Source organism: Acetanaerobacterium elongatum (assembly GCF_900103835.1).
Classification (GTDB): domain Bacteria; phylum Bacillota; class Clostridia; order Oscillospirales; family Ruminococcaceae; genus Acetanaerobacterium; species Acetanaerobacterium elongatum.
This window is the reverse complement of the sequence record NZ_FNID01000016.1, coordinates 56,447-68,228: the sequence shown is the minus strand read 5'-3', so window position 1 is coordinate 68,228 and position 11,782 is coordinate 56,447. Positions and strand designations below refer to the sequence as shown.

The following is an 11,782-nucleotide window of genomic DNA, read 5'->3' as shown; positions in this document are numbered from 1 at the left end:
CATGCCTGTGCCTCTATTATTTCCACCCCTTTTTGTTCGCATAATTTCCTAAGTATCTGCCCTATATCCACCTTGATTTGTCCATATATTTCTTGTCGTCTATACTTCGGTGCAAATACTATATGATATTTACATCTCCATTTCGAATGTGTTAAACTATTTATGTCATCCATTGACATGTCCTCCTTTGTTTTTTGATGCGGTTGGTGAACCTTCATCATTCTATCACTGGAGGACCTCTTTTCGCTATAAGCGTTCTAATTCCACCAGCAGAGCTGGTGGTTTTTTGCGCTGAAGCTACAATACAACCACATCCCGCGGCAAAAAAGCCGCGGGATGTGGTTGCTTTATGGATTAATAACCTCTTTCGCCAGACTGTTGTTAACCACCTTATCAAACGGGGCCTTCTGTTTGAGTTCGCCCGCCTCGGTCATGACGGTTTGCAGCTTTTCGTAGGCCTCGGCCTTCATAACCGGACTGGTACACCATGCCTCGATGCCTTTGTAGCTTGCGGCTGATTTTTCAAGCAGCTTGATATCGGTATCGGGGAACGAGGCGGCAATCACGTTGGCAATCTCCTTGGGGGAGCTTTTTGCCACCCACTGCTGGCCTCTGTAAATGGCGCGGATAAACTTTTTAACAAGGTCTTTATTCTTTTCTATGTAGCTTTTACTCGCAAAGTAGGCCGTATAGGGGATTTCGCCGCTTTCCTTACCGATAGACGCCAGAATATACCCTTTACCCTCCTGCTCGAGCTTAGAGGCCGTGGGCTCAAACGCGGTTACATAATCGCCGGTGCCGCCGGTAAATGCGCCGGTCATCATCGCAAACTGTACGCTGTCATCAAACGTAACGTCCTTGCCCGGTACAACGCCGTGCTGCTTGAACACATACTCCAGCGTCATGTATGGCACGCCGCCCTTACGCCCCGGCAGCACCACCTTACCCTTGGTTTGGGTAAAGTCAAAGGCATCCTCCTTCTGGCGCCCGATTAAGAACGCGCCGTCGCGCTGGGTAAGCTGCGCGAATACCTCGCAGTAATCCGCTTTTCCTTCATTGTAAACATAGATTGAGGCTTCAGGCCCGGCAAAGCCGATATCTACCGCACCCGTTAGCACCGCTGTCATCACCTTATCGGCACCCTGGCCGTTGGAAAGCTCAATCTCCAGCCCCTCGTCGGCAAAATACCCGAGGTTGAGGGCGGCATACTGCGGCGCATAGAATACGGAATGGGTTACCTCGCTGACCTTCAGCCTTACCGCTTGGGGTTTCTGCCCACAGCCCGCCGCACCTGTAAGCACCATCAGCGCGCAGAGCACAAGGCATGCAAGGCGCAGTATCTTTGTCATAGAGAAATATCCCCTTTCAATTACAGAAATTCATCCTACGATTTTCTGTGCGCGAACCATTTTCACCTTCTTATGCCGTATGACTTACCGCTTTTTCCACCGCTTTTTGTGCCAAGACAACCCCTTCATACATCACCGCCGCTACTGCCGCCAGTATCAACACGCTGGTCATCACCAGATCCATTTGGAACACCTGGCCGCCGTACACAATCAGGTACCCGAGCCCTGCCTTGGAAACCAGAAACTCGCCCGAGATAACGCCCACCAGCGAAAGCCCGATGTTAACCTTCAGCGTGTTAAAAACGGTATGCATATTAGAGGGCAGCACAATCTTTATAAAAACCTGCGACTTGTTTGCCCCGAAGGTTTTTGCCATCTTAATCTTTTCGCCAGAAGTAGACCGAAAACCGTTTAACATCTCCAGAATCGTTACAATCAGTGAGATAGCCAGCGCCATCACGATAATTGCAGGCTCGCCCGCACCTGCCCATATAATGATTACCGGCCCCAGCGCCACCTTAGGCAGACTGTTAAGCACCACTAAAAACGGTTCACTTACCTTTGCAAGGAAGCCCGACCACCACAACAGAATTGCAACACCGGTACCCATGAGCGTACCCAACACAAAGCCCATAACCGTTTCATAGCAGGTTACCAGAACATGATGCAGCAGCCCATTCTCGGAAATATTTGCAAAGGTTCTCACAATTCTGGAGGGCTGGCTCATAATAAAGCTGTCAAGCACGCCGATATTGGCCAATACCTCCCACAGCACGATGAATATCATCAGAACCGCCGCGCGGCAAAAGGCTATCATCCGTTTGCGGGTTTTCAGTTGTTTTATGTACTCCTGTCTTTCGGGGGAGGCTTCCGGAATGAACACTTTGTTACGCCTGAACATCCAGCTCCCTCCATATCTCATTAAAGTATCTGCCGAATTCCGGGCAGTTTCTGCGTGAAAGAGGCGTTGCACAGGTATTGGGAAAGGTGATATCATGTACAAACCGAACCACTGCCGGGCGGCGGCTCAACACCAGAATTCTGTCAGCCATACTAATACTTTCGGGAATATCATGGGTGACCATCAGCGTTGTTTTGCCCTCGTTTTTCAAGATGCGGTAAACATCGTCGGTTACCGAAAGGCGGGTTTGAAAGTCCAGTGCCGAAAAGGCTTCATCCAGCAGCAGTATCTTCGGCCGAACCGCGAGTGTACGGATGAGTGAAACGCGCTGGCGCATACCGCCGGAAAGCTGCGAAGGATATTTATCCTTAAACTCATACAAGCCGTAATTCTTCAGCAGGCTTTCGGCATAGCTTAGGTTTTCATCGGTAAGCTTATGCTGAATCTCCAACCCCAGCAGCACGTTCTTCCAGATACTGCGCCACTCCAGCAGGTTATCCTGCTGAAGCATATAACCCACCTGCGGTGAAACTCCCCATACCTGCTCGCCGCTGATGGTTACTTCCCCTTTTGTAGGCTTCTCCAAACCGGATACCACCGACAGCAGGGTGCTTTTTCCGCAGCCGGACGGGCCGACAATGCAGATGAACTCCCCTTCCATAGCCACAAAGCTGATATCCTGAAGCGCCATTACCTCACCGTTTAGCGCCTGATATTTCTGCATTACATGCTCAACCTTTAGGATAGATTCCATATTATCATGCCTTTCAGGCTTCATGAGCGTATTCAATCAGCAGTAAAATTCTACAACCCATTATATTAATCCGCTGCGGGTTGTGTTCGATGTTGGTACGGTATAAAAAAGCAAACAAATTGTACTGGCACATGGCACGCATAATATGCACAAAACCACATTGAATTGCACATTGTGTTTTGCTATAATTATCTTGTTGAAGGGATAAGTTTGAAAGAGCGCTTTCAAACAACGAGAATTAATAATGGGAATGGACGGTGCCTATGCAAAAGAACATACTTGTAGCGCAGTCTGGCGGACCCTCTGCGGCAATTAATGCGACGCTTGCGGGGGTGGTTCTTGAAGGTATGCGCCATGAAGAAATCGGGAACATCTACGGGGCACTCAATGGCATCCAAGGTGTGATTGAGCGCAGACTGATTGATTTAAAAAGCCAGATTAAAACCGACAGACAGTTCAAGATGCTGGAGTGTACCCCATCTATGGCACTTGGCTCCTGCCGGCATAAGCTGCCGGACTATGAAAAAAGCCCTGCCGTTTACGAGGAGATCCGCAAGATCTTTCATGAATACGGCATAGGCTGTTTTTTTTATGTAGGCGGTAACGATTCCATGGATACCGCGCTCAAGCTCAGCGAGTACTTTCTGGCGGTTAACGAGGATATCCGGGTAATCGGGCTTCCTAAAACCATTGATAACGACCTGTTTGGAACCGATCACACCCCGGGCTATGGCTCGGCCGCCAAGTTTATCGCAACCGCTGTGGCCGAGATTGCGCGTGACTGCGATGCTTACAACCTGAACTCGGTAACCATTGTGGAGATTATGGGGCGAAACGCGGGATGGCTTACCGCCGCTTCGGTGCTGCCGCGTGCCGCCGGAACCGAGGTGCCGCAGCTGGTGTATATGCCTGAGGTTGAGTTTAGCCTAGAGGGCTTTCTGGAGGATGTTCGGCGGCTACACGCCGTTCGGCACACCGTGGTGATTGCGGTTTCAGAGGGCATCCGGTTTGCCGACGGCAGGTATGTTTCGCAGAGCGAGCAGTCTGATCACGTTGATGCCTTTGGCCACCGCTACCTTTCGGGTGCGGGCAAGCTGCTGGAGCGGCAGGTTGCAAACAAGATCGGCTGCAAGGTTCGTTCAGTGGAGCTGAATATATTGCAGCGGTGCTCTTCGCACATCCTTTCGGCGACCGATATCAACGAGGCGCGCCGCATAGGGCAGTTTGCTGTTCGGTTTGCGCTGCAGGGCCAAACCGGCGTTATGGCAGGGCTAAAACGTATTTCGGATGCACCCTATATCTGCGACGTGGTTACCGTACCCATCCGCGAGGTTGCGGGGCTGGAACGTGGTTTTCCAAAGGAATGGATTGCCCCTTCGGGTAACAACCTTACCGACGACGTGTTTTGCTACCTGCTTCCGTTGATTGTTGGAGATGTACAGCCTCCTACCAGAAATGGTATTCCGGAATTCTTCAGCTTTAATAAATCTGTTCTTAGCCATACATAAACGTACGCCCCCGTATACAGACAAGCTGTATGCGGGGGCATATATGCTTAAAAAGAGTATTATGAGGCCTTTTTAATAACCTCTTCTCCTTCATTCCCATCCTTGCCGTTATAAGTTACATCGTACTGTGCCATGGCCTTACCGTGCTTTAGCGTAATTCGCAGCTGAATCCCGCCCTCTGGGCGGACCGCCTTCAACCATAGGGCATATCCGTCCTTTGAGGTTTTATCGTAAACTGTTTTCACCGGCACAAAATCGTTTTTTACGGAATCATACTCCAGGGTTTCAATTATTACTCTGGTTCCCGTCTGATTCGGTACCAGCAGCAGCGATTCACCGCTTTGGTCATATTCGAAGGTATCTAAAGCGGTATACACCGCCAGCAGTTCCTTTGAAGGGAAGTTAAACAGCGTTGCCAGAATATCGGAGTCAACCGCGGGGCTGCTTTCGGGGGCTTCTGAAACCGACGCCGATTGCGGGTTTACTTCAGCAGTGCGCTGCTCCTCAGTGTATTTCTCCATATTCTTATCAAATACAGCCATTTTCATGGTAAGGGTACTGCCGGACAGCGACGCTGAAAGCACCTGTTCGGTATCCTTTTGGGGCTCATACAGCAGGCGCAAGGCAGGAGCCTCGGCAAGCTTTAAAAGGTAAACCGAACCGCCTGGGGTAACCGTGCCATAGCGGTAGCCGATAATCAGCAGCAGTGAACCGTCATCTGCCCAGGCCACCTGCTTAAACCCGCTTGATTGTGGCAGCTTCTGCTGGGGCAGTATCTTTTCGGCTTTTTTTGAAACGAGATCATATAAGAAAAGGTCGCAGGGTTCCTCAAACTCATTCGGGTAGATATAGGCTAGCTTCTTCCCGTTTGGTGATACAACAGGGCTGGACGGCATCATACCGCTGGTGCCGAACAGCACGTCATACTCCTGTATTGACATATAAGGCTGAAACGCGGCATTTCTGGCTGTCGCGGAAAGCATCCATTCATCAACAGCCCGTGATGATGCGGGCGTTTCACTGCTAATATCCTGTGAGGAGGAGCTTGAAGCAGCCTCCTTTAACGGCGCTGCGCCATTTGCTCCACACCCGGAAAGCAGAACTGCTAACGTTACAGATAAAGCGGCAGCTTTTTTGATATGCTTACACATATATTTCACCTTCATTTTTCTTTTTTAAAAAACTCATCCAAAAATAATACTATTTTTTACTTCCTGTTGTAGTTCAAATTAATGTATATTATAATGCAATTATAGAAAAATATAACGTTAAGTCGGGTTATGTACGATTGTAAATTATTTACACAGTGCACACATCCGCTGCAGCATTGGAAAGGAATGGTCATAAAATGCCGATTGTTGATATGCCGCTAAAGGAACTAAAAAAGTATAAGGGTAAGAATGAACGTCCGAAGGATTTTGATATCTATTGGGATAAGGCACTCGCCGATCTAAATGCACAGAGCCTTGAATATAAGCTGGAACCAGCCGCGTTTCAGGCCGAAGGGGTGGAATGCTACCACCTGTATTTTACCGGTGTGGGCGGCGCCAAGATACATTGTAAGTTTGTAAAGCCGGCGCAGACGCCTTCCCCCTGCCGAGCACTGCTCATGTTCCACGGCTACCACTGCGACAGCGGCGACTGGATGGACAAGGTTGCCTACGCAAAGTTCGGATATGTGGTGGCCGCTATGGATACGCGCGGCCAGGGCGGGCTTTCAAACGATCCCTTAACAGTAGAGGGGGCTTGTCTTGAAGGGCAGATTATTAAGGGGCTGGACGACCCAAACCCCGAGAAGATGTTCTACCGCAACGTGTTTTTGGATACGGCGCAGATTGCAAGAATCGTGATGGCGCTGCCGTATGTGGATGCAAATCGTGTGGCTGCCACCGGTTTTTCGCAGGGTGGTGCGCTTACCGTGGCCTGTGCCTGCCTTGAACCCCGTTTAAAGCTGGCCTGCACCGGATACCCCTTTTTAACTGATTACCGCCGTGTGTGGGAGGATATGGACATCGGCATCAGCGCCTACTGTGAGATAAAAAACTATTTTCGTTACCGTGACCCGATGCACGAGCGTGAAGCTGAGGTTTTTACGCGTTTAGGCTACATCGATCTGCATAACCTTGCCGACCGCATTCAGGCAAAAGTTGTAATGTTCACGGCGTTATCCGATACAGTATGCCCGCCTTCCACCCAGTTTGCAATCTATAACAACATCAAAAGCGAAAAGGAACTGGTGGTGTACCCTGATTACGGCCATGAATACCTGCCGAAATCGGGCGATATCATCTTTAAGCTGCTGGATCAGGAATTGTAATAATCCTTTACCTATCGCCCTCAGCCGAGGGCGTTTTTTATACCCGGCTGCTTATGTCTGCATAGGCTCGGGAGGCTTAGGCAGGGTAAATGAAAGGCTGATATTCTTTTGCCCGTTTTCGCAGGTGTATTCAAACCAGCCGTTACAGCTTTGTGCAAGGTTGCTTAATACAATAGATTGCGGCTTATCTTCTTGCTTTCTGCGGCCAAAAACCCTTTGGGACTGTGGTACTGACAGCCCCTGCATATTAATAGTGCACCGGATATCCAGCTTTGCTTCATCGGATACGGTACAATAAAAATCAATGCCGCCGCCTCGCTCCGTTTTAGTATCATCTGCGTCTTTAAAACGAGAAAACGCCTCGCTCAAGGTGGCACTGATGGCACAGCACAGCATCGCATAATCAACCCGCGCGTTGTGCGAGATCTCGGTATGAAGGCTGCATGGGATGCCGTTTTTTTTAGCTTCCTCATATTTCTCTGAAAGAAGCTCGTCAACGAGGTAATTATCGCTGAACGTGCCCCGGCTTCCCAGCTTGAAGTTGGTGCTCACTGAAGACAAAAACTCCTTTGCCTTTTCATACTGCCCACTCCCCAGCAGTGCTTGCATGGTGAGCAGATAGTTTCGCGCATCATGGCGAAGAAAGCGCAGGCGCTCCATATAATCATCCAGTTCCTTCTGGCACGTAAGCTGCACCTGCAGCTCTTTTTCATACTGCTGCAGCTGATGCAGCTTTACCTCCTGATTTGCAAGCAGCGCCACGATGGCTATTGCAGCTATTACCAAAAGGATGCTCAATACCAGAAGATAGCTGTTATCCATATCGCGGTCACTCCTTTCCGGCATATGTATCAGATGGGTGTAAATTTATAGGCTAAACTCTCCTGTATTACAGTTGTGGGCCCAGATAATGTAGGAAGGCCTGCTTTACCGCCGGGATACGATCTGCGGCAACCGCCACCTCTTTACCGTCAAACAGGGTAATGGTTTGTCGGCCAAGCGTGCGTATGCGGCTCATATTAACCACGCAGCCCTTTCCACAGTCGATAAACCGACTATCAAGCTTTGTTAGGATACCGTTTTTTTGTGAAACCAGATAGAATTTATCCTCGGTAACAACATTGAGTTGTTTGCCAACGGTTTCTATATAAAGAATTTTTGACATCGGGACAGTCGCCGTTATACTTTTGCTTTTAACGGTAATGTACTGCCCTTGTTCATCCAGGATATCATTAATCGCCCTTGTAAGGGCAGCACGAAGTTTTACCTGGCTGATCGGCTTGTGCAAAAAGGCAACATGATCAACATCGTAAACATCTTCACAGTAGTAGGAATATGCGGAGACAAAGATGATCTTGATATTCGGGAAACGATCCTGAACATTCTTCATGGTGACAATGCCGTTGTTATCCCCAAGCAGAATGTCGCACAGGATGATATCGCAGTTTTCGTTTACAGCGGCTAGCAGTTCCTGTGATGTGGTAAAGCCCTGAATTTCAAGCGGCTGATCAACAGATGATTCGTTTAGCAGTTCGATTAGTTGCGAAAGATGTATCTCGTTATCGTCACAGCAAAATACCCGCATAATCTTCACACCTCTTGATAGTCTATTTATGTTTAACGTCACAAGTCAGTATAACATAAATTTAACTTAAAGTAATTATATTCTTCCGGATTGGCCTAGATTTTACATACATAGAAATAAGCCGCTCAAACGAGCGGCTTTAAAGGGTATGTAGAACCAGAGGTTTAGTTGCTGCTCTTGGGCAGATAGGGGATAATTCTGCTGGCAAAGCCGGGCATAGTCATGGTTTGCAGGTATACGGTGCCGGGGCCCTCAAGTATCGTAAGGAAAAGGCCCTCTCCGCCGAACAGCACGTTCTTAAAGCCCTTTACGGTTTCAACGGTGTAGCCAACCGTAGACTCATAAGCGGCCACATTACCGGTGTCTACCTTAATCCGCTGGCCGGGAGCAAGTGTAATCTCTTTCAGGCTGCCGTCAATCTCAATAAACGCAAGGCCGTTGCCCCTTAAGCGCTGCATGATAAAGCCCTCGCCGCCAAACAAACCGCTGGCAACATTCCTGTTTACTTCGGTAGCGAGCTCAACGGTAGGCTGCGCACACAGGAAAGCATTCTTCTGGCAGATAAACTCCTTACCGGGTGCAATCTGCAGGCATTTAATCTCGCCGGGGAACGAGGAGGCAATGGTAATCTCTTGATTGGGAGCCGCTGCAGTATAGGTGGCCATGAACAACGATTCACCCGAGAACATACGTCCGAGCCCCTTCATAAGGCCACCCTTCATGTTTGTCTCCATGGTGATAGCGGGGGTCATCCACGAAAGGCCGCCCGACTCGGTAAAGATGCTTTCGCCCTGAGCAAGCTGAATGGATACTGCGGGGAGATTGCCGCCAAAAATTTCGTAATTCATCTGTGCTGTCCTTCTCCTTTATAACTATTTATAGGCTCTGGAAATATTATTACATAGAATCAACCTAAAATCAACTCTATACCATTAATGATATGTTAATAATCGGAAAATTCATAAAAACTATTCTGGTTCTATAACAGTTGATTGGTTTACATAAAAATAAATAGAAATTAAAAAAAGAACAGCTAACGCTGTTCTAATAATGGAGCGGGTTACGAGGTTCGAACTCGCTACCTCCACCTTGGCAAGGTGGCGCTCTACCAAATGAGCTAAACCCGCAGTTATGAAGTACTGGTTTATTATATCAAACCTTAATTGGAATGTCAACAAAAATCCCATGATGTACGCCGGAAAATTGAATTTTATTATACTGCAATCTATGCTATAATATATTCAATTATTATAGTTGGTGGCGGAGGCAGCGATGAATTTTACGGTTAACTATGGCCTGTTGCAAGGGGTTTTTGCTGTTCCGAACAGCGTGGTGGATAGGCACCTGAAGCTTGCCGGTGCAGCACAGCTGAAGGTACTGCTTTTTTTGCTGCGACATAGCGGTGAGCCCATAAGTCACGAGACAATGGCTTCTCAGCTTGGTTTTTCACCCGCAGACTGCAAAGACGCGGTGAACTACTGGGTAGAGGTTGGGGTTTTGGCGGAACACGCCGGGCAGGAAGTACCACCGGTAGAAAAAGCAGTACCGGCTGCCGTTCCCCTGCAGAAGCCTGTTGCTTTACCTGCTGAGCCGCCGAAGACACCTGTTGCAGAGAGCGGAAACATCAAAAAGCTAACCACCGCCTACCGCTTTACCCAAAAGGAAGCCTTTACCCGTGTGGAGGAGAATGAGGGCTTGCGTTTTTTGGTAGAACAGTGCAAGCTGCTGCTTGCGCGGGAGCTTCAGGGAAGTGATGTGGCTGCGCTGGTGTCTATTCATGATTGGGTTGGCCTTGCACCCGATGTCATCCTGATGGCGGTTGAGTACTGCTGCTCGCAGAACAAAACCGATATGCGCAGCATCGAGCGCCAGTGCGTAGCTTGGGCAGACCGCGGAATCATCACCCACGAGCAGGCGGACGCATACATAAAGGATCAGGCCGCACGGCATACGCATGAGGTGTTGGTGCAATCGGCCTTCGGCATTACCGGCCGCAGCCTATCCACCAAGGAGCGAGAGGCCATCGCCACATGGTTTAACGAGTACGGCTATGATATGTCCATTATCCGTATTGCTTACGATAAAACAATCGATAATACCGGCAGGCTGAGCTTTTCCTATCTGGGCAAGATTCTTTCGAACTGGCACAAGAAGGGTATTACTACCGTAGAGCAGGCTATGCAGGAGAGCATGGAAAAGCCGCAGGCAGGCGGATTTACCCCCTCGCTGGACACGAATGCGATTGAGAACGAGATTTTGTTTAATACGCCAAAGATTTAGCGAGTAATCGATCTTGAACTCGCTTTTCAAATGAAAGGAATGGTTCTGACGGATGGGGTATTCTAAAGAAGTTTATACTGCGGTTCGATCAAGGCTCTCGCAGCGGCGCCAGTCGGTTCACAATATAGCTGAGAACCGCCGCCGCCAGCTTTACAGTGATATCCCGGAGCTTGAGGTGCTAGACCGCGAACAGCTTGAGGCGGGTGCAACAGCCGCAAAGGCTATGCTTATGCCGGGCGCAGACACCGAGGCTATTCTTAATGAGCTGAATAACCGCAATGTTGAAATAGATGCTGCCCGAAAGGAAATTTTTCTGGAATGCGGCATTCCCACCGATTATCTGGAGATACCATTTTACTGCCCAAGCTGCCGCGATACCGGCTATGTTGACGGGGTGATGTGCGAGTGTATGAAGAAGGAGCTCAAGGCGGAGGCATACAAACGGCTGAATGCGCTCTCCCCCCTCACCCTCTCGGGGTTTGAGCAGTTTAAGCTCGAATATTACTCTGATCAGCCCGATGCTTCTAAGGTGGTTCCCCGCGTAAAAATGCTGGAGATTTACAACTACTGCGTAAAATACGCCAACACCTTCTCGCTGCAGTCTCCCAGCATCCTGATGCTGGGTTCGGCGGGTCTTGGCAAAACGCATCTGTCGCTTTCCATCGCCGCAAAGGCCATCGACAAGGGCTACGGGGTGGTATACGGCTCTGCGCAAAATCTGCTGCGTTCGGTGGAGGTGGAGCATTTCTCCAAGGATTCCGACGAAAGCAACAGCCTTGCCTCACTGCTGGAATGCGACCTGCTGATTATGGATGACCTTGGCACCGAGTTTCAAACCGCCTTTACCTCTTCGGCGGTGTACAATATTGTAAACACCCGCATGCTTACCGGCCGGCCTACCATCATCAGCACCAACCTGACCTTCGACTTGATGAAAAAGGCGTACAGCGAAAAGGTGGTTTCACGGCTCGCGGGCAGCTACAGCATGCTGAGGTTTGTGGGCAGCGATATCCGTGATATTCTTCGCAGGGAGCGGCAAGGTACATAATATTGTAAGCAGGGTTTCTCTTATTACGCTGTGATGATAA

At 49.3% G+C, this 11,782-nt stretch carries 12 protein-coding genes and 1 tRNA gene; 4 read left to right on the top strand and 9 right to left on the bottom strand.

The features are described from left to right. The 4 genes from BLR50_RS07495 to BLR50_RS07480 form a co-directional block, all read right to left on the bottom strand. Window positions 1-173, bottom strand: a 173-nt coding sequence (locus tag BLR50_RS07495) for a transposase (protein ID WP_143008066.1), incomplete at its 3' end; no start/stop codon positions are given. A 174-nt stretch (window positions 174-347) separates the two neighbouring features. After that, entirely contained in the window at window positions 348-1,349 is a 1,002-nt protein-coding gene (locus tag BLR50_RS07490; protein ID WP_092640157.1) for an ABC transporter substrate-binding protein, read from the bottom strand. A 70-nt stretch (window positions 1,350-1,419) separates the two neighbouring features. Then, window positions 1,420-2,250 (bottom strand): ABC transporter permease, encoded by an 831-nt coding sequence (locus BLR50_RS07485; protein WP_092640155.1) that lies wholly within the window; start codon window positions 2,248-2,250, stop codon window positions 1,420-1,422. Further along, window positions 2,237-3,004, bottom strand: coding sequence for an ABC transporter ATP-binding protein (locus BLR50_RS07480; RefSeq protein ID WP_092640153.1), 768 nt, complete (start codon window positions 3,002-3,004; stop codon window positions 2,237-2,239). Before BLR50_RS07480 ends, BLR50_RS07485 begins: the two co-directional genes overlap by 14 nt. Before the next feature lie 263 nt (window positions 3,005-3,267). Between BLR50_RS07480 and BLR50_RS07475 the strand changes: the two genes are divergently transcribed. Continuing rightward, a complete protein-coding gene (locus tag BLR50_RS07475) occupies window positions 3,268-4,512 on the top strand; it encodes a 6-phosphofructokinase (RefSeq protein WP_092640151.1) in 1,245 nt (414 codons plus the stop codon). Window positions 4,513-4,571: 59 nt separating this feature from the next. Here BLR50_RS07475 and BLR50_RS07470 read toward each other — a convergent pair whose 3' ends face one another. Further along, entirely contained in the window at window positions 4,572-5,663 is a 1,092-nt protein-coding gene (locus BLR50_RS07470; RefSeq protein WP_162840364.1) for a DUF4652 domain-containing protein, read from the bottom strand. 197 nt (window positions 5,664-5,860) lie between these two features. Between BLR50_RS07470 and BLR50_RS07465 the strand changes: the two genes are divergently transcribed. Next, entirely contained in the window at window positions 5,861-6,829 is a 969-nt protein-coding gene (locus tag BLR50_RS07465; RefSeq protein ID WP_092640147.1) for an acetylxylan esterase, read from the top strand. 51 nt (window positions 6,830-6,880) lie between these two features. Here the strand turns inward: BLR50_RS07465 and BLR50_RS07460 are convergent, their stop codons facing one another. The 4 genes from BLR50_RS07460 to BLR50_RS07445 all read right to left on the bottom strand — a co-directional run bounded on the left by BLR50_RS07460 (window position 6,881) and on the right by BLR50_RS07445 (window position 9,541). Next, window positions 6,881-7,651: a sensor histidine kinase gene (locus tag BLR50_RS07460; RefSeq protein ID WP_092640145.1), complete on the bottom strand. Its 771-nt coding sequence runs from the start codon at window positions 7,649-7,651 to the stop codon at window positions 6,881-6,883. Window positions 7,652-7,718: 67 nt separating this feature from the next. Beyond that, on the bottom strand, window positions 7,719-8,414 hold the full coding sequence (locus tag BLR50_RS07455) for a LytR/AlgR family response regulator transcription factor (protein WP_092640143.1): 696 nt from the start codon (window positions 8,412-8,414) through the stop codon (window positions 7,719-7,721). A 164-nt stretch (window positions 8,415-8,578) separates the two neighbouring features. Then, entirely contained in the window at window positions 8,579-9,262 is a 684-nt protein-coding gene (locus BLR50_RS07450) for a TIGR00266 family protein (protein WP_092640141.1), read from the bottom strand. A gap of 203 nt (window positions 9,263-9,465) precedes the next feature. Then, window positions 9,466-9,541: transfer RNA gene (locus BLR50_RS07445), tRNA-Gly, on the bottom strand. 145 nt (window positions 9,542-9,686) lie between these two features. Between BLR50_RS07445 and BLR50_RS07440 the strand changes: the two genes are divergently transcribed. Together BLR50_RS07440 and BLR50_RS07435 are read left to right on the top strand one after the other, a co-directional pair. Next, a complete protein-coding gene (locus BLR50_RS07440; protein ID WP_092640139.1) occupies window positions 9,687-10,694 on the top strand; it encodes a DnaD domain protein in 1,008 nt (335 codons plus the stop codon). A 52-nt stretch (window positions 10,695-10,746) separates the two neighbouring features. Beyond that, window positions 10,747-11,742: an ATP-binding protein gene (locus BLR50_RS07435; protein ID WP_092640137.1), complete on the top strand. Its 996-nt coding sequence runs from the start codon at window positions 10,747-10,749 to the stop codon at window positions 11,740-11,742. Window positions 11,743-11,782 lie beyond the last annotated feature (40 nt).